This is a genomic window from Ruegeria sp. K7 (genome assembly GCF_056531785.1).
The window spans coordinates 25,605-43,410 of record NZ_JBQFMJ010000003.1 but is presented as its reverse complement, the minus strand read 5'-3'; the positions used below and the strand labels follow the sequence as shown (position 1 = coordinate 43,410).

Sequence of the window (17,806 nt, the reverse complement as noted above, 5' to 3'; positions counted from 1 at the left end):
CTCCATTTGCGGCCAAGATTGATCACTTCGAATGACAGCGCAAATCAGATTTGCTATTTCTTGGCGTAGAAAAACTAAGGCTAGGAATTTGCCCGTTTCACCACGCCGCCCCAAGGGGCCACCCATGAACGCCCTGCGCGCCTTCGAGGCCGCGGCGCGTCACGGCAGTTTTGTCGCCGCTGCGGATGAACTGAACGTCACGCCCGGTGCGATTTCCCAGCATATCAAGGCGTTGGAGGGCTGGGCAGGGGTGACATTGTTCCGCCGGAATGCGCAGGGCGTACAGTTGACCCCGGCTGCCCGCAGTCTGAGCCGCGAATTTACCGAGGCCTTTGACGCGCTTGCATCCGCGACGCAAAGCCTGAGGAACCAGCAACCCAATGCGGATATCCATATCGCCGCTCTGCCGTCGGTCGCGCAGCTTTGGCTGCCCGCCCGGCTTGGGCGGATCCGGAAAATCTATCCTGATATCAATTTCTCGGTCACCGCGCTGGAATCACCGCCCAACCTGACGCGCGAGTTTTTCGACCTGTCCGTATTCTTCGCCATCCCCGATGGCAGCGCCGAGCAGGTGGTCCTGGCCAGGGATATCACCTTTCCCGTCTGCACTCCGGCATTGGCCGAAGACGTCGCAAAGGGTCGCGATCCGGGCACCCTTCCATTGTTGCACGATCAGACATGGCAGGACGATTGGGCGATCTGGTCGGATAAATCCGGGCGGGCGCTGGCTGATCCGCAAAAAGGACCGCGCTATTCCCTGTACAGTCTGGCTGTCGAGGAAGCCAAATCCGGGGCGGGGGTCTTGATGGGCCATGCCTGCCTGATCGAACAGGCGCTGCACACTGGATTGCTCTGCCCGTTGTTTCCCGAAAGATGCGAGAGCGGCCTCTCACTGGTCCTGAACCGCCCGCACAGGACCCGGCGCAGGCCAGAGGTCGATGAAATCGCCGACCTGCTGAAACAGAGCGTGCAGTCGCCGGAAACCCGACCTGAAAACCAAAGCCCATAAAAAAGACCCCGGCCAAAGCCGGGGTCTTCTGTATTTCTGAAAAAGGGGCAGATTACTCTGCGCTTTCCTCTTTCTTTTCTTTCTTCTCGGGGACGATCTCTTCACCGGTTTCCTGATCGACGACTTTCATCGACAGGCGAACCTTGCCACGATCGTCAAAGCCCAGCAGCTTGACCTTCACTTCCTGACCTTCTTTCAGAACATCCGACGGATGGTTCAGGCGGCGATTTTCGATCTGGGACACGTGCACCAGGCCGTCGCGCTTGCCAAAGAAGTTCACGAAGGCACCGAAGTCGACGATCTTGACCACTTTACCGGTATAGACCTGACCTTCTTCCGGCTCGGCCACGATCGAATAGATCATGTCATAGGCCTTCTTGATCGATTCACCGTCCGGCGAGGCGATCTTGATGACGCCGTCGTCGTTGATGTCGACCTTGGCACCCGAAACCTCGACGATCTCGCGGATGACCTTGCCGCCCGAGCCGATCACTTCACGGATCTTGTCGGTCGGGATGTTCATGGTCTCGATGCGCGGAGCGTGGACCGAGAATTCGTTGGTCTCGGACAGCGCTTTGCCCATCTCGCCCAGGATGTGCATCCGGCCTTCTTTGGCCTGTGCCAGAGCAGTTTCCATGATCTGCGGCGTGATGCCTGCGACCTTGATGTCCATCTGCAACGAGGTGATGCCGTTTGCGGTACCCGCAACCTTGAAGTCCATGTCGCCCAGGTGGTCTTCGTCACCCAGAATGTCGGTCAGAACAGCGTACTCACCGTCATCTTCCAGGATCAGGCCCATGGCCACACCGGCAACCGGCGCTTTCAGCGGAACGCCTGCATCCATCATCGACAGCGAACCGCCGCAGACAGAGGCCATCGAGGACGAGCCGTTGGATTCAGTGATCTCCGACACCACGCGGATGGTGTAGGGGAAGTCGGTCGGCGCAGGCAGAACAGCCTGCAGCGCACGCCATGCCAGCTTGCCGTGGCCGATCTCACGACGGCCGGGCGAACCAACGCGGCCAACTTCACCAACCGAATACGGAGGGAAGTTGTAGTGCAGCAGGAAGTTCGATTTGAAGTTGCCGTGCAGCGCGTCGATGAACTGCTCATCGTCGCCAGTGCCCAGCGTGGTCACGGCCAGCGCCTGCGTTTCACCACGGGTGAACAGGGCGGAGCCATGCGTACGCGGCAGCAGCGAGGTTTCGGCTTCGATGGCGCGGACATCGGTGGTCGAACGGCCGTCGATGCGCTTGCCGCCTTTGACGACGTCACCGCGCAGGATGCCAGCTTCCAGCTTTTTCATCGCGGAACCCAGGTTCGCGTCTTCCAGCTGTTCCTCGGTCAACGCTTCCTTGATCGCTTCACGGGCAGCGGCAACAGCGGCGGTGCGCTCCTGCTTGTCTGTGATCGCGAAGGCGGCCCGCATCTGCTCTTCACCGGCTGCAGCTACAGCGGCGTAGAGGTCCGAATAATCGGGCGCTTGGAAATCGAACGGCTCTTTAGCGGTTTCTTCGGCCAGATCGATGATCAGGTCCAGAACCGGCTGAATCTGCTCGTGCGCAAAGTTCACGGCGCCCAGCATTTCGGCCTCGGACAGCTCGTACGCTTCGGACTCCACCATCATCACGGCGTTCTTGGTGCCAGCGACAACCAGATCCAGACGCTGTTCGGGGTTCAGGCGCAGGTCCTGCATATCGTCCACGGTCGGGTTCAGGACGTATTCGCCATCCACGAAACCAACACGGGCACCGGCGATCGGGCCCATGAACGGCGCGCCCGAGATGGTCAGGGCAGCCGAGGCGGCGATCATCGCAACGATGTCGGGATCATTGACCAGATCGTGGCTCAGCACGGTGCACATCACCAGAACTTCGTTCTTGAAGCCGTCAACGAACAGCGGGCGGATCGGACGGTCGATCAGACGAGCGGTCAGCGTCTCTTTCTCGGTCGGGCGCGCCTCGCGCTTGAAGAAACCACCCGGAACCTTACCGGCGGCATAGTATTTCTCTTGGTAGTGCACGGTCAGCGGGAAAAAATCCTGACCGGGCTTTTGGCTCTTGGCAAAGGTTACGTTCGCCATGACGCTGGTTTCGCCCAGCGTGGCGATCACTGTGCCGTCGGCCTGACGGGCAACCTTGCCGGTTTCCAGTGTAAGCGTCTCCTCGCCCCACTGAATTGATTTCTTTGTTACATCAAACATATGCGTATCCTAGAAGGGAGCACTCCCGGCCCTCCGGGTCTCCCGTTTGCATGGCGGCCCCATTGCCGCCGACCCCACTTTATCTTCCATTCGAGTGCCGGGGTCAGGGCACAACGTCTCAGATACACGCGCGCATACATGAGAACGCGACCAAAGGGAAGGGGAACTGGAGGCTCACCCTTGGCTGTTTGCTGCCCCAAATCGAAATGGGGCAGCATTTTCGGCTCAGCCGGCAGTTTTCTGGCGTTGAAATGGTATTTTCTCAAAGAAAACCGCACAACCCAGACCATCGGATGCGCGGCGGTTGTTGAACGAGCATTGGACCATAAGCCCCTCATCCGTGAACAGGATATCGTCTATGGGGTCGATATCATTGTCTTTAAAGCCTGGGAAGTAGGGACGGAGGTCGGTCAGTATTCGGCTGAAGAACGCATCTGGGCTTTCTCCGGTTTCCGTTTCAATGGCCTGTATTTTGTCGGCGTCTCGTTCATCCAGAATATGGCCGAAATCCCGCCCTTGCTGGACTTTGATCATCGCATTTGTGACCTCGAACCGATTCCCTCGCTTCCAGCGCAAAGGCGGTGTGATCGTCCAGCATACCCATGGCTTTTCGGATGCGGTGCCGACATAGCCATAGGTTTCCAAGCCCCAGTGGCGGGTCAGAGCCGCACGATATTGCAAGACTTGCTGTTTCCAGTTCTTGTCAGTGACATCCAGTCGTATCACCGAGCCGGTGATGCCGGTTTCGTTCATGATTTCAAGAAATCTCGTGGGTTCGGCAATTGACAGCGTCGTTACCGCAAGTGCGCGTAGCGATGCATGCGGATCGTTGACATCTGGTCCGGGACGATACCCAAGCTGACCCATCCTTTCAAGAAAGGCGTCGACGTCAAAATTTAGCTTCATGTCTTGTTCTGCAAGACCGGATTTAAGTCTGTAGGAATCGGCAAAACCAAAACCGTGCGCCAAACCCTCATGAAGTTTGCCCCATTTGATATCACCCTTAATGGGCCACAGAGCGGTTTTCAGTTGTTCGTAAGCGTTCACATCGAGTGACATGCTCTTCTCCTTATGATGGCTCCATACGCTCGCAATTTGGACTGGAGCCTTTCACTTGGAAGGCAGTCTCGAATGTGGAAAGTTTTTAAGTCGCGTTTTAGGCCTGCGAGTGCCCCGGCACGCGCCGTGCGATCAAATTGTGGTTCGATGTGACGTTTGTCAATGGGGAGCACAAAACAAAAAAAACGCCCGCCAAAATGGCGGGCGTTTGAAACAAATGCAAAAAGCGGTTAGCGGCGGATGCCCAGCTTTTTGATCAGGTCCTGGTAGCGTGCTTCTTCCTTGCCTTTCAGGTAGTCCAGCAGCTTACGGCGCTGAGCAACCATCTTCAGCAGACCACGACGACCGTGGTTGTCTTTCTTGTGGGTCTTGAAGTGCTCGGTCAGGGTGTTGATGCGCGAGGTCAAGATGGCAACCTGAACTTCAGGCGAACCGGTGTCGCCCTCTTTGGTTGCGAATTCTTTCATGACGCGTGTTTTTTCTGCGGCAGTGATCGACATCGGGGTCTCCTTTGAAAGGTTAGAGTGAATGGCGCAGGCCGGGATGTCGTCCAGCGCAGGCCCATGGAGAAAACCGCACCGATTTCGATACGGATGCGCGCGTATAGGCGCATTTGCGGCAAATGGCAAAGGGAATCTCCTGGCTCAGTCCATAAGGCCCAGCTGTTCCAGTTCTGCTTCGGTCATCAATTGGATATCATCTGCCGTGATACCTTCGGCACCGAGCAGATGCGCCACATCCTGCCCGTTGAACATCACCCGGATCAGGTTTTCGTCTTCGGCGTCGGTTTCCAGACGAATATCGGGTCCTTCAGCGTCATTCCAGGAAATCAGCAACTTGTCCTGCCCTGGCTGAAAATCCATCACTGTGACCTGATCGTCGTCGTCCTCGGGGCTCAGAACAAATGTATCCGCGTCCTGTCCGCCAGTGACGATATCGCCGCTTTCCGCCAGAATCGTGTCTTCCCCTGCGCCACCGTTCAGGAAGTCTGCTGATTGTTCCGCGTCGCCATCGTCGCCTGAAATAAGATCATCGCCATCGCCGCCGAAAACGACGTCTTCACCGGCCCCGCCGCTTAGCGTGTCATTGCCATAGCCGCCCTGCAGCACATCATCGCCTTCCCCGCCGGTCAGAATGTCATCACCTTGCCCACCAATAAGCGTGTCGTCACCCTGCCCACCGTGCATCTCGTCCGAACCGCCATGTCCATAAAGCTCGTCATCCCCGCAATCGCCGTTCAGAAGATCATCCCCATCCATGCCATGAATCAGGTCATCGCCTTCTGCACCGGACACGATGTCGTCGCCGGTGTCCCCGAACAACATGTCGTCCTCATGGCTGCCTTCGATGATCAAATTGCTGTCCTGAACGTCAGTCGGATCGTCCCCGGCCGCGTCTGGTTGCGTCTCGGTGTCATCGCCCGTTTCGGGGACTTCAGTGCCCTCGAACTCGGGTTCTTCAGTTCCGGTGGGCAGGTCTTCAACCTCGGGAGGGGCCGGGTCATCGACATTGTCGTCGATTTCCAGAAATGCCCCCTGTCCGGCGTCATCCGGCTGATCCGGTGCGACGTCGTCATCTGATTCTTCATCTTCGGACGAAAAGATATCGCTGACCGCGTAGGCGGCACCGCCTACGGCCGCCAGTCCAAGCAAACCGATCAGAAACATGAAAATCCTCCGAAAGCCTGGTGAAATATCCCATGGATTCAGAAGTTTGGTCAAAGCAAGCCTGAAGGTGTGGTTAACCTTTTGTCACCACGCTTGGGGCTGCTGAGAGTAGGCGATGTAGAGGGGATGCTTGGGATGCCCGTCTTTTGTCAGCCCAAGATGAAACAGGGGCTGGCCGGTTCCGCGCAGCAGGTTTTCAACAGCAGGGCCACGCTCAAGATGTGCGCCGTGGGTGCCCCAGGCGGCGATGACCTGGTCGGCCCATTGGACACCGTCCAGAATGGCCGCGTCATTCTCGGGTCCGACCGGATCGGGGGCGGCTCGCATCTTGCGCGGGTCGGTGTCGCGCCAGGCAAAGATGTTGGTCACCTGAAATGCGCCGAACCCCAATGCCCGCGCCCGACGTTCGCACCGTTCCACCGTTGGGTCGTTCTGTACCTCGGTCGCGGTCGATGGGTTCAGCATGACGAACAGCGCCTTGCGCCCCGTCGGATCCCAGATGCGTGTCAGGCTATAGCGATAGTTCTCGCAATCGGAATACACGGCGGTCGAGGGCGCGTCGCCTTTGGTGTGGGAACGGGTGATCATGATGGGTTAGTGACCAATTGCGCCGGCTTTCGCAAGCGCAAGCTCAGCGGTCGGTGTATTTGTCCAAACCTTTGTCGACCCAGTTCAAGGCATATCCCGCTGGCCCGCGTATGCCCTGTTTCGGATTCGTGGGACAATCAAGCTGCACATGCGGATTGTCACGAAGAAGCGTGAGCGCGTCCCTGGCCGCAGCCAACTGGTCCTTGGTCACTTTGGGTACGTCGCTGTGCTTGACGGCTGCCAGTGTCATCCGATGCAGCGCCGAAGCCAGTGTCCAGACCGTATGATACCGCAGGCCTTCCAGTTTTGGGTGCGCCGCGATGCGGGCGATGACGGCAACCAAAACGTCATAGAAGGTCAGGTCCCTGTTTGTCCGCAAAATCTCGGCGGCCACGTAAACATCTGCAGGGTCCGCGCCGGGTTTCAACCCGTCATGGATCGGCGCCGTATCGGGCAGGTTCCCCGCCAGGACTTTCAGCGACTGCCGGGTTTCTTCCAGTTCGGACACCGGCGCGTGAATGTCGAAGGCCGAATACAACGTGCTCAGACGCGCGTTTTCCTCTTCCAACTCGGCGACATGCGCCTCTGTTTCGTCGAGCTTTTGCTTGACTTCACGAAGCTGAACTTCGAACTCGCCAAGCTTTGCGGACGAAATGTAGCGAGGGATCGCCTTAAGGCGCTCGGGCTTGCGGATGATCCATATGACCAGCCCCAGGGCGATCAGCGACCAGATCGAGATGTTTTCAAGAAACAGCTTCAGGTATTGGAAGACCGCATCGTTTTCCAACGTGAACCCCCATCGTTGCAATCGGTAATCCGACCGTAGCGGCAAAACCGAGTTGGGGGAACATCGCTCAACTATCGACGAACACCCGGCTGGGGTGCAATTCGCCCGATTTGTAGATACCCACGGCCACAGCCTTGCCATCCAGCGAGGCCCAGGCCTCATCGCCGTATTCAACGTCCGATGCCAGAACCATGCCCGGATTGCCATTGCGCAGGCGGGTAGCACCTTCGGGGGTGCACTTCAGCTCGGGCAGGTCGGACAGGCCGGTCTCAAGCGGGTGCAGGTAGTCGTCCAGTGCTTCGGTCTTGGCCATTTCGTCGATCTGCTCGATGCTCAGCCCGTCTTCGGCCTCGAACGGGCCGGACCAGATGCGGCGCAGCTCTCTGACGTGGCCGTGACAGCCAAGTGCCTCGCCCAGATCGCGTGCGATCGAACGGACATAGCCGCCCTTGCCGCATGTCATTTCCAGCACGACGTGATCTTCATCGGGGCGGTCGACCAGTACCAGTTCCTCGACCCATAACGGGCGGGCGGACAGGTTCACATCCTCGCCGTCGCGGGCCAGCTTGTAGGCGCGCTGGCCGTCGATCTTCACGGCTGAGAACTTGGGCGGCACCTGCATGATGTCACCCAGAAACGGGGCCAGTGCCTGTTTGATGTCGTCATCCGAGGGGCGCGCGGGGCTTTCAGCGATCACCTCGCCTTCGGCATCGTCGGTGTTGGTGGCCTGACCCAGACGCACGGTGAAAGTATAGGCTTTCAAAGCATCGGTGATGTAGGGAACGGTCTTGGTCGCCTCGCCCAGAGCTACGGCCAGAACACCGGTCGCTTCAGGGTCAAGTGTACCCGCATGGCCCGCCTTTTTTGCATCCATCGCCCAACGCACCTTGTTGACCACTGCGGTCGAGGTCATGCCCGCGGGCTTGTCCACCACCAGCCAACCGGAAATATCGCGGCCCTTGCGTTTGCGTCCCATACTGCACCTAGAAGATTGCTGAGGCGCGCGGGTTAGCGGATCGCCTCACTGCTGTCAATTTGCTGGCGCATCCTCGACCACGCCGACGATTGGCCCCAGCGAAAACCCGACATCGGACCGTTTGTTCGCCCGGTCATACATCCGAGAGATATTGCCGTCGAAGAACAGCGCGTTGGGCGTACCCAGAAGATCCCGGAACAGGCCGCCGAACTCGTGGAAAGTGACGTAATCATCCGAAATTGCAAACACAGCGCGGGTGCCGTCGGCACTGGTGCCCACCCCGTTGCGAACATAGAGCGAGGTCGAATCGGGCAGGAAGCGCGGATGCAGCTCTCCGTTGATGACCAGCATCGGGCCGGATTGTGTCGCAAAACGGCAGTCGGGAACCTGATCGACGAAATCCAGTGTCTCGAACACGTCGGCGCGACCCTCGCGAATGCAGAACACGCCATTGGGCAACAGACCGAAATTGCCGGGGCCCGGATTGGCGATCACGCGCATCTGTTCCTGGCCGTCTTCGACATAGTGACCGACAGGTGAGCGGTCTTCGTGATACATGCCCGCGTTCATCGCGAAGGCAAGCCGTTTGCCGCCCGGTTTCAGTGCATCATTGACGGAAGAGAAGTGCCCCAGCAGCTCGCCGTTTTCATCGTTCAGAAACAGACGCAGATCTTCGTTCGCGGCATCCACCTCGCAGACTGTGTACCGCTTGCCCTCATGGGTCAGCTTATCACAGGTCACCGCAGAGGCTTGCGCGGCCCAGAAGGCCGCGATCAGCGAGACGGCGGGGCGGATCACTCGTCCAGATCGCGGCGCACCGCGTCCTGATCGAACATGCGGCGGGTGTCGTCCAGCCGGTCGAACGTGTCGTCCAGCCGGAACCGCAGATCGGGCGAGAATTTCAGACCGACCTTCTTGCCGACCATGCGCCGCAGCTCACCCTTGTTGCGGGCGAGCAGCGCGATCACGTCCTCCTGCCCTTTGCCGCCCAGCGGCAGCACGTAGGCAGTGGCAATCTTCAGATCGGGCGAGGTGCGCACCTCGCCCACGGTGATCGACATGCGGTTCAGGTCGGGGTCGTGGACATCTCCGCGCGCCAGAACCTCGGACAGGGTGCGGCGGATCAGCTCGCCGACGCGCAGCTGTCGTTGGGACGGGCCGGGGCCATCGTGGAATTTGTTCTTTGCCATAAACCCCGATCTAAGCGCAAAGCGGGGCTTTGCCAAGCGGGCGCGAACGGGGTAGGAGGCTTTGAGCCGACCATCCGGCAGGCAACGCGAAAGGACCAGCGCAATGACCCATATTCCGGGGATCGTCATCACAGGGGCTTCGGGCCGTATGGGGCAGATGCTGATCAGGACCGTCACGGACAGTGATCAGGTTCGTCTGGTCGGCGTGGTCGAGCGTAACGGCCACGACTGGATCGGTCAGGATGTCGGCGAGGCGATGGGTGGGCAGGCGCTGGGCATAGCCGTGACCGATGACCCGCTCGAGGCTTTCGCGCAGGCGCAGGCTGTCATCGATTTCACCGCACCCGAGGCGACGCTGGAATTTGCCGCCCTGGCCGCGCAAGCGCGTTGCGTGCACGTGATCGGCACCACCGGCATGACCGAAGAACAGATCGCTGCGCTGGAACCGGCCGCGCGCCATGCCGTAATCGTGCGGGCCGGTAACATGAGTCTGGGTGTCAACCTGCTGGTACAACTGACCAAAAAGGTTGCCGCCGCGCTGGATGAGGATTTCGATATCGAGATCATCGAAGGCCATCATCACCACAAGGTCGATGCACCATCGGGCACCGCGCTGATGCTGGGCGAGGCGGCTGCCGAGGGCCGGGGCGTCAATCTGGCCGATGTGTCCGACCGGGGTCGCGACGGCATCACCGGCGCGCGCAAGCGAGGGGACATTGGGTTCCACGCCATTCGGGGTGGGGACGTTGTCGGCGAGCATGACGTGCTGTTCGCAGCCCCCGGCGAACGCATCGTATTGCGCCATCTTGCCTCGGACCGCGCCATCTTTGCACGCGGTGCGCTGAAGGCGGCGCTGTGGGGGCAGGGCAAGGCGCCCGGTCAGTATGACATGGTGGATGTGCTGGGGCTCTGACCCGTAGACAGGTCGCAAGCCGGCGCTAAAGTCCGGGTATGCGTATCCTGAAATCCCCAGTGGCGTCCGGCCTTTTGCTCGTGGCGTTTTATCTGACACTGCTGCCTTTTCTGGTGCATGGGTTTGGCATGATTGGTATTGGGCTGTCTGACGATGCAGCCCAGCGCAGCTATTTGTTTGCCGACGGTCAGGGCATCGGCAATACGATGATGATGGTGCACATACTGGCCGGAACTGTGCTGGTGGCATTGGTGCCGCTGCAACTGATCAAAAGGCTTCGGCTTGGATTCAACCGATTTCACCGTGCATTGGGTTCTGTTCTGATTTCGCTGGCATTGATCACAGGCGCGGCGGGAATGGCCTATATCCTGTTGCGAGGAACGATTGGTGGCCCGGTGATGTCTGTGGGCTTCTTCCTCTATGGCCTGTGCCTGTTTGTTTCGGCTCTGATGCTGGCCCAAAAGGCAGTGGCAGGTGATCGCGCTGGTCACTGGGCCTGGGGATTGCGACTGTTCTGGCTGGCGCTTGGGTCTTGGTTATACCGTGTGCACTACACATTATGGTACCTGCTGACCGGAGGGCTTGGGTCAGAGCCCGATTTTTCGGGCCCTTTTGATCTGGTGCAGAATTTCGCGTTCTTTCTTCCCTATCTGCTGGCCGTGCAGGTTTGGATTTCAGGGCGACGTAACGACCATCAGCGGGCGTTGGTCACAGATCCCTGATCTTGTCCGCACGCAGCGGGCAGGCGAGGTAGACACCGAATTCCTTCCCGATGTCAGCGCTGACCCGGGCGTGGACTTTGCCTTGACGGTCCAGGAACCGTTGATTGTCCTCAACGGGAAAAATCCCCTCGTGCCAGATGCCGGGATGGATATAAAGACCGCGCGAGCCGTCGCACCAGAATGCCACCACCTTGTCGGGGGTCAGGTTATCGCCGGGCAGCGCGGCAGGCACGATGAACGGTCTGTTATCCAGCGGCCAGAACATCTGCCCGCCATCCGGGTGATAGTTCATGTGCCACAACAACACCTGATCGCGCGGCGCGGTTTGCTGTTGCGATTGCGCTTGCTGCGGATCGGTCGACCAGCCAAGCACATAGTGACCATTGACGGCTTCGTTTCGACCATAAAGCACATCACCCTTCCATTCCCCATGGAATGTGCCCTCGACCCAGCCACCTTCGTCACCGGTGCCGTCGTCGATCGGCCGCCAACCCTGTTGCGGCCAGCGGACGATTTCGATTTCGAACGTATCAGGATCATCGACCAGGCAGCCGTAGCCTTTTACCGACTGCTCTGTCGCCCGGATCAGCGGAACCTCATGCCATGGCAGTGACGGCTTGGAGCTCGCTTCGAAGATGTATTCCGGCGCGTTCATGATGCCCCCAAATGTCTGTCGACCATACGCTGCACCATCGGTGCGAAATGGGCGAATTCCGGAGTTTCCATGTCGGCACGCTTGCCCGCCTCATCCAGATACCGCACCTGAATAATCTCTTTCAGGTTCGGGTTGGCCTCGAACTCTGCCACTTCATCGGCACTCATGGGTCCGCCCTGCAGTTCCAACGTGTGGACCGACGCGGCGGACAGGCGGTTGAAGTATTCGGGCTTGGTGGCGCAGAGATAGCGCTTGGCCGCGACGTGATAGCGGCAACAATCGGTGATGACCGACGGAAAAAACTGCTCCAGCACCTCGGCACCAGCGTCCTCGTGGTGGCGATCCTCGGTGTCGTCGGGATGATAGGTGCCGAATTCGGACGTGAAATGGCCGATATCGTGCAGCAATGCTCCGACGATGATCTCTTCGGTCTGGCCGTTCTGCTCGGCAATCGTGGCGCCCTGCAACATGTGCTGGGCCATGGTGACGGGTTCCCCCAAATACTCCTCTCCGCCACGGCGCTCGAAAATATCACCTATGAAGGCCACGATATTGTCGCGGTTCAGGGTCGAGAAATCGGGCTTCATTCCGCCGCCTCCGGTTGTGCCATCTCCATCGCGGCTAGAGTGGACAGCAATCCATCCTTGTCGGCATAACACCCCTGCAGCCAGCGTGATCCGGCACCGGAATAGCCCAGACGGGCGTGCAGCACGCGGGTGTTGTCGACGATAAAGCTTTCGCCCGGTTCCAGCTTGAACGACACGCCCATGGCCGGGTCGTCGATGATCTCACCGAACTGCCGATAGGCGGCGTAGTAGGCTTCCATCTTGTCGAACGGCACATCCACAAACGGCGCGGATGAACGGTTGTTAAAGCGGATGCTGATCAGTTCTCCGTCAGGCGAAAGCTCGATCATCGGGCGGCGCGAGCGCAGGCAGACACCGTCGGAACCCTTATACTCGAACCGCGCCGGATAGCCCGCCAGCAGGGCGAAACCTTCAGGGTTCAGATCACGCAACTTTTGAGCGGCCCGGAAGCCATCGACCACGATCGAGTCACCGCCTTCGGCGCTGTTTTCCAGGCAATAGAGGATTTGCAGCGTCGGAACCGGATCACGGTAGGGATTGTCGGTATGGGCCTGCAGACCAAGGCCGGTATAGGCAAGGTTGGTGGGGTTCACCTCGGTCCGGACCTCGAAATAGGGGCCGTAGTTTGTTTCGCGGACATAACCGAACAGATCGGCCACTTTCAGCAGCGATTCCGGTTCGGCGGGACCACCGGACAGCTTGGCAAAACCGAACTCGGCCACTGCGGCCAGCCAGTCCCGTTTGGCACCGGGGTTGACGTGAACCGCAGTCCAGTCGCCGGAGGGCGCCTCCATGCCGCGTTCCCAGGTTCTGATGCCCTGCGCGACTCGCCCGAAAGCACCGGCGTGATCGTGATCATAGCCGTGGTCGGCCAGCCAGTCGGCCGGGAAGGAAACGGTCTTGCCTTCGGGCTGGAACGTGACATGCAGATCGCCGCCGACAATTTCTGCTGCACTGACCGAAACATCTGCGGGAATGTCACCGATGGTGATCAGACGTTGTCCGTTGCCCGGCGCGCGGGTGTCGGGGTCCAGCGCGTTGTCACGCAGCCAGATGGCGTGAAAGCGCGATTGGGACGCGTCGGCAAAAGTGACAGTTACGACCGAAGGGGTGAAAGTGGCGGTGCGCAGCATTGGGAATCTCCTGTTCAGCGCGGCTTTGGTTGAGGAGATACGGTGCTTGTGGCATTAATACAATTAATCCTTCTTTCTGCTGAGGCCCGGAAAAACTAATGGATAGAAAGAAAGTCGGTCTGCCCCCTCTGGATTGGCTGCGCGTGTTCGAGGCCGCCGGGCGTCTTGGCGGGTTTTCAGCCGCCGCGCGTGAGTTTGGCCTGACGCAGGCGGCGGTAAGCCAGCGGATCGGCAACCTTGAATCCTGGCTGGGTCGAACATTGTTCGTGCGCGAAGCGCGCGGCGTGTCCCTGACTGTTGAAGGCGAAAGTTACCTGCCTCTGGTGCAGGACAGTCTGCAGGCATTGGAGCGAAATACAGAGGACCTGTTCGGCAAATCCCCGCGAGAGCTGCGTGTCGCGGGCCTGTCCTCGAACATCCACGCACTGGTTCTGCCGGCCGTCGCGCGGTTTCAGGAGGTGCGGCCCAAGGTGCGGGTGATGACCGACTCGGTTGCGCGCCGGTCGTCGCTGGACGAGGAGAGGACATGGCTGCAAATCCGCTACGGCCGCGGAACCTGGCCCGGGCGCGATGCGGCGCTGATCGCGCGTGAGGTTCTGGTGCCGATGGCCGCGCCGGGTGTTGAATGGGGCGCGCCGCTGATTGATCTGCGCGGGGAACGACCGGCATGGCGGGACTGGGCGCGCAAGACGGACAATGCGGAATTGCCGCCGTCAAAGATCAGTCTCGATTCGATGGAACACGCGATTTCCGCAGCTCGGCAGGGGATCGGCGTGGCGCTGGGTTCGGTGCCTCTGGCCCATTCGGATTTACATGCGGGACGATTGTGCAGGCTGGATCTGCCCGAGTTGCCGACAAAGGATGGCTATTGGCTGACATGGCCCGAAGAGCGCGCGAAATCGAACAAGCAGCGCGCTCTGATCGCTGATTTTCTGCAGGCTTTGCGGGGCTGAACGATCAGAAATCGATGGCGATGCCTTTTTTCTCCCAGTCGCCATAGCGGGCGGGGTCGGGGCCGTCGCGCCCGCCCAGTTCCTTTGGCATTTCCTTGGCTTCGGTCTCGGCCTTCTTGCGGCGTTCTTCGGCTTCGGCCAGCGCGCGCTGGGCAGCAGGCGGCAGGTCTTTGCGCTGATCGGTCATGACATCGGGTTCCTTTCCGTGCATGGGCTTGATATACGCCCGCGTCCGCCCTTGGCAATGCGGGCTTGGGTCACAGGAAAGGCGAATCCATGTCTGACAGCGCAACAGCGGCGCGGCGCAGCGCGATCTATCTGCTGGATCAGATTTTGGGAGAAGGGCGATTGCTGTCGGAATGCCTGGCCGCAGGCGCGCTGGATCGTCTTGAACCCGAGGACCGTGCAAGGGCTCAGCGTCTTGCGCTGCAAACGTTGCGCGGGTTGGAACGGGCGGACCGCCTGCTGGACAATCACCTGAACCGAACCCCGGCGCTGACTGTCCATAACGCCTTGCGTCTTGGCGCGGTCGAGTTGTGTCACGGCGAGGCGGCGCATGGTGTCGTCAACTCCATGGTCGAGATCGTAGGCCGGTCGCGCAAGCATGGACGCCTAAAGGGCTTGGTGAACGCCGTGCTGCGTAAAGTCGCCGCCGAAGGCCCGGACGCCTGGCCAAGAATGCGGGTGCCGCGCCTGCCGGATTGGCTGCGGGAACCGCTGATCATGGCCTGGGGTCCCGATGCCGTTGCGGGCATGGAGGTGGCTCATTTCAATGGCGCGCCGCTGGACATCACGGTGAAGCCCGGCGCGACCGGACCCGGTGAGGCTTTGCCAACGGGTTCAATGCGCGTTCACGATGCCGGCCAGGTATCGACCCTGCCGGGTTATGACAGGGGCGCGTGGTGGGTACAGGATGCAGCGGCGGCCTTGCCCGTGCGGGTGCTGGCGCCGAAAGCGGGTGAGCGAATTCTGGACCTCTGTGCCGCCCCCGGCGGCAAGACGTTGCAACTGGCGGCGGCTGGGGCAGATGTCACCGCGCTGGACATCTCTGAAGGGCGGCTGGAGCGGGTGCGCGAAAACCTTGCCCGCACCGGTTTGTCAGCCAAGGTCATCGCCGGCGACGCGTTGGAACATCAGGGTCAGTATGATGCCATCCTGCTGGATGCCCCCTGTTCCGCCACGGGCACCATTCGTCGGCACCCTGACCTGCCCTTTGCAAAGGATGGTTCGGAATTTGGCGGGCTGATCGAATTGCAGGCCCAGATGCTGGCCCATGCCTGGACCCTTCTGAAACCCGGCGGGCGGCTGGTCTATTGCACCTGCTCGCTGCTGCCGGATGAAGGCGAGGTGCAGGTCGAAGAGGCGCTGGAACAATATCCCGATATGCAGATCGACCGAGGCGCGCTGGGCATCGAAGGTGTCGATTCCGACTGGATCACGCAGGAAGGCGGGTTGCGCCTGCGGCCAGACTTTTGGGAGGATCGGGGCGGCATGGACGGGTTCTATATCGCCTGCCTGAACAAATCCGCCTGAAGGCACGCTTTTCGATGACTTGACGCGCCGCCCGGTCTATCGTTGGGTCTCAGGCGCCAGCAGAGCGCAAGGGGCAGAGAAACAAGCGTCATGTCGAAGTCGGACACCATGGCCAACCGGTGGATGCGGTTTCAGAACCGTTTCTACGCGCGCCTCAGCCAGCGCCAGAAGGCGGTCACCGGATTTGTCAGCCAGCCCGAACCCCGCGCTGTCGGCTCATTCGCGCGCGGCAGGCAGTTGGTGGCCGGGAACCTGCTGTTCGCCGGTTACTTGGTCGAGGCGCAGGATACCGGGCTGTGGGATGTCGCAGCGCCCAGTGCCGGTTTTGACAATGAGCGTCACGGATTTGCCTGGCTGGACGATCTGGCCGCAGTTGGAGACATGCGCGCGCGGGAAAAAGCCCAGCGTTGGGTCTGGGGCTGGATCGCGACACATGGCCGGGGGCAGGGACCCGGCTGGGCGCCCGACCTGACAGGTCGCCGTTTGATACGCTGGATCAACCACGCCATTTTCCTGTTGCGCGGCGTGGACGAGCAGCACAGCAGGCTGTTCTTCCGCTCACTGGCGCAGCAAACGTGGTATCTGTCCAAGCGCTGGCACGCCGCGACGCCTGGCCTGCCCCGGTTCGAAGCGTTGACCGGTCTGGTGCAGGCCGGTCTGGCGCTGGAGGGATTGGAGAGACTGGCCGATCCCGCCCTCAGCGCATTGTCGCGGGAATGCGAGCGACAGGTGGACAAGCAGGGCGGGATCAGCACCCGGAACCCCGAAGAATTGCTTGAGGTATTTACGCTTCTGTCCTGGACATCCGCCGCGCTGAGTGAACTGGGCCGGGGGACGCCGGGATCTCAGCTGAACGCGATCAGACGCATTGCACCGACCCTGCGCAGTCTGCGGCATTCGGACGGCGCGCTGGCCCGGTTTCATGGGGGGGGGCGCGGCCTCGAAGGGCGGCTGGATCAGGCCCTGGCGCAAAGTGGCGTGAAGCCGGACAATTCAACCGGGCTGTCAATGGGATATGCCCGTCTCTACGCCGCACGAACCAGCGTGATCATCGATGCCAGCGCGCCACCCAAAGGGGCTGCATCCTATAACGCGCACGCTTCCACCCTGGCGTTTGAGCTGACATCCGGACGCAGGCCTCTGGTCGTGAATTGCGGGTCCGGCGCTAGTTTCGGGGTCGAATGGCGTCGGGCCGGGCGGGCGACGCCTTCGCATTCCACCCTGTGCCTGGACGGATACTCCAGCGCCCGCCTGACCGATCCGGCCCCGGGCACGGAATACGAAGCGCTGGTCGATGCGCCCTCGCAGGTCCTGACCGAGGTTGAGGCCGGTTTTGAAGGAACCCGCTTCATGGCTGGTCATGACGGGTACGCAAAAGTGTTTGGTCTGACCCACGCCCGTACTTTTGAACTGCGTTTTGACGGCCGCGAACTAGTGGGTGAGGACATTTTGCTGACCGCAACCGACAAGGCGAAGCGGCAGTTTGACAAGGCGATGGATGCCTCGGGCCTGTCGGGGATCGGGTTTGATATCCGGTTTCACCTGCACCCCGACGTGGATGCGGCGCTGGATTTGGGGGGCGCTGCGGTGTCGATGGCTCTCAAAAGCGGTGAGATCTGGGTTTTTCGCCATGATGGCGCGGGAAAATTGTCAGTCGAGCCAAGCGTTTACCTTGAGAAAGGGCGTTTGAAGCCCCGCGCGACAAAACAGATCGTTCTATCCGGGCGCGCAATGGAGTATGCGACCCGCATCCGGTGGACGCTGAGCAAGGCTCAGGATACAGCCTATGCCGTACGCGATCTGCACCGGGACGAGCCCGAGTTTGACTGAC

Annotated in this window: 19 protein-coding genes; 6 read left to right on the top strand and 13 right to left on the bottom strand. The window is 60.3% G+C overall.

Going from position 1 to position 17,806, the window contains the following annotated elements:
* Positions 1–124: 124 nt before the first annotated feature.
* Entirely contained in the window at positions 125–1,009 is an 885-nt protein-coding gene (locus ACR0FE_RS07170) for a LysR family transcriptional regulator (protein ID WP_480911995.1), read from the top strand.
* A gap of 52 nt (positions 1,010–1,061) precedes the next feature.
* On the opposite strand, the gene pnp is transcribed toward ACR0FE_RS07170, so the two are convergent.
* From pnp to rbfA, 9 genes are all read right to left on the bottom strand, one after another.
* Positions 1,062–3,212 carry a polyribonucleotide nucleotidyltransferase gene (gene pnp / locus ACR0FE_RS07165; RefSeq protein ID WP_480911993.1) on the bottom strand — a complete coding sequence of 717 codons (2,151 nt, stop codon included), beginning with the start codon at positions 3,210–3,212 and terminating at the stop codon, positions 1,062–1,064.
* A 225-nt stretch (positions 3,213–3,437) separates the two neighbouring features.
* On the bottom strand, positions 3,438–4,271 hold the full coding sequence (locus ACR0FE_RS07160) for a hypothetical protein (RefSeq protein ID WP_480911990.1): 834 nt from the start codon (positions 4,269–4,271) through the stop codon (positions 3,438–3,440).
* A 230-nt stretch (positions 4,272–4,501) separates the two neighbouring features.
* Complete coding sequence (gene rpsO / locus ACR0FE_RS07155; protein ID WP_170613058.1) at positions 4,502–4,771, bottom strand: 30S ribosomal protein S15; 270 nt, start codon at positions 4,769–4,771, stop codon at positions 4,502–4,504.
* Between the two features lie 144 nt (positions 4,772–4,915).
* A complete protein-coding gene (locus tag ACR0FE_RS07150; RefSeq protein WP_480911986.1) occupies positions 4,916–5,938 on the bottom strand; it encodes a calcium-binding protein in 1,023 nt (340 codons plus the stop codon).
* Positions 5,939–6,022: 84 nt separating this feature from the next.
* Positions 6,023–6,526: a DUF1643 domain-containing protein gene (locus tag ACR0FE_RS07145; RefSeq protein ID WP_170613062.1), complete on the bottom strand. Its 504-nt coding sequence runs from the start codon at positions 6,524–6,526 to the stop codon at positions 6,023–6,025.
* A 43-nt stretch (positions 6,527–6,569) separates the two neighbouring features.
* Positions 6,570–7,334, bottom strand: a complete 765-nt coding sequence (locus ACR0FE_RS07140) for a hypothetical protein (protein ID WP_480911983.1) — start codon at positions 7,332–7,334, stop codon at positions 6,570–6,572.
* Positions 7,335–7,380: 46 nt separating this feature from the next.
* Positions 7,381–8,289 carry a tRNA pseudouridine(55) synthase TruB gene (truB, locus tag ACR0FE_RS07135; protein WP_170824934.1) on the bottom strand — a complete coding sequence of 303 codons (909 nt, stop codon included), beginning with the start codon at positions 8,287–8,289 and terminating at the stop codon, positions 7,381–7,383.
* Between the two features lie 54 nt (positions 8,290–8,343).
* Positions 8,344–9,087, bottom strand: a complete 744-nt coding sequence (locus ACR0FE_RS07130; RefSeq protein ID WP_170613068.1) for a phosphodiester glycosidase family protein — start codon at positions 9,085–9,087, stop codon at positions 8,344–8,346.
* A complete protein-coding gene (gene rbfA / locus ACR0FE_RS07125) occupies positions 9,084–9,479 on the bottom strand; it encodes a 30S ribosome-binding factor RbfA (RefSeq protein ID WP_170613070.1) in 396 nt (131 codons plus the stop codon). The genes ACR0FE_RS07130 and rbfA overlap by 4 nt, the downstream gene beginning before the upstream one ends.
* 103 nt (positions 9,480–9,582) lie before the next feature.
* On the opposite strand from rbfA, the gene dapB reads away from it, so the two are divergent.
* Together dapB and ACR0FE_RS07115 are read left to right on the top strand one after the other, a co-directional pair.
* Positions 9,583–10,392: a 4-hydroxy-tetrahydrodipicolinate reductase gene (dapB, locus tag ACR0FE_RS07120; RefSeq protein ID WP_480911978.1), complete on the top strand. Its 810-nt coding sequence runs from the start codon at positions 9,583–9,585 to the stop codon at positions 10,390–10,392.
* A gap of 38 nt (positions 10,393–10,430) precedes the next feature.
* Positions 10,431–11,114 (top strand): DUF2306 domain-containing protein, encoded by a 684-nt coding sequence (locus ACR0FE_RS07115; protein WP_170613074.1) that lies wholly within the window; start codon positions 10,431–10,433, stop codon positions 11,112–11,114.
* Here the strand turns inward: ACR0FE_RS07115 and ACR0FE_RS07110 are convergent.
* Genes ACR0FE_RS07110 through tmpA form a run of 3 tightly spaced genes read right to left on the bottom strand, consistent with a single transcriptional unit; the run spans position 11,101 to position 13,489 of the window.
* On the bottom strand, positions 11,101–11,769 hold the full coding sequence (locus ACR0FE_RS07110; RefSeq protein WP_170613076.1) for an ureidoglycolate lyase: 669 nt from the start codon (positions 11,767–11,769) through the stop codon (positions 11,101–11,103). The two genes, ACR0FE_RS07115 and ACR0FE_RS07110, sit on opposite strands and share 14 nt — an antisense overlap.
* On the bottom strand, positions 11,766–12,356 hold the full coding sequence (gene tmpB, locus ACR0FE_RS07105; RefSeq protein WP_170679852.1) for a (R)-1-hydroxy-2-trimethylaminoethylphosphonate oxygenase: 591 nt from the start codon (positions 12,354–12,356) through the stop codon (positions 11,766–11,768). Before tmpB ends, ACR0FE_RS07110 begins: the two co-directional genes overlap by 4 nt.
* Positions 12,353–13,489 carry a 2-trimethylaminoethylphosphonate dioxygenase gene (tmpA, locus tag ACR0FE_RS07100; protein ID WP_480911973.1) on the bottom strand — a complete coding sequence of 379 codons (1,137 nt, stop codon included), beginning with the start codon at positions 13,487–13,489 and terminating at the stop codon, positions 12,353–12,355. Before tmpA ends, tmpB begins: the two co-directional genes overlap by 4 nt.
* A gap of 98 nt (positions 13,490–13,587) precedes the next feature.
* On the opposite strand from tmpA, the gene ACR0FE_RS07095 reads away from it, so the two are divergent.
* Complete coding sequence (locus ACR0FE_RS07095) at positions 13,588–14,442, top strand: LysR family transcriptional regulator (protein ID WP_170806996.1); 855 nt, start codon at positions 13,588–13,590, stop codon at positions 14,440–14,442.
* A 4-nt stretch (positions 14,443–14,446) separates the two neighbouring features.
* On the opposite strand, the gene ACR0FE_RS07090 is transcribed toward ACR0FE_RS07095, so the two are convergent.
* Positions 14,447–14,629, bottom strand: a complete 183-nt coding sequence (locus ACR0FE_RS07090; RefSeq protein ID WP_170613083.1) for a DUF1674 domain-containing protein — start codon at positions 14,627–14,629, stop codon at positions 14,447–14,449.
* A gap of 89 nt (positions 14,630–14,718) precedes the next feature.
* On the opposite strand from ACR0FE_RS07090, the gene ACR0FE_RS07085 reads away from it, so the two are divergent.
* Together ACR0FE_RS07085 and ACR0FE_RS07080 are read left to right on the top strand one after the other, a co-directional pair.
* Positions 14,719–15,975 (top strand): RsmB/NOP family class I SAM-dependent RNA methyltransferase, encoded by a 1,257-nt coding sequence (locus tag ACR0FE_RS07085; RefSeq protein WP_480911968.1) that lies wholly within the window; start codon positions 14,719–14,721, stop codon positions 15,973–15,975.
* A 90-nt stretch (positions 15,976–16,065) separates the two neighbouring features.
* Complete coding sequence (locus tag ACR0FE_RS07080; RefSeq protein ID WP_480911965.1) at positions 16,066–17,805, top strand: heparinase II/III family protein; 1,740 nt, start codon at positions 16,066–16,068, stop codon at positions 17,803–17,805.
* Position 17,806: the final 1 nt, after the last annotated feature.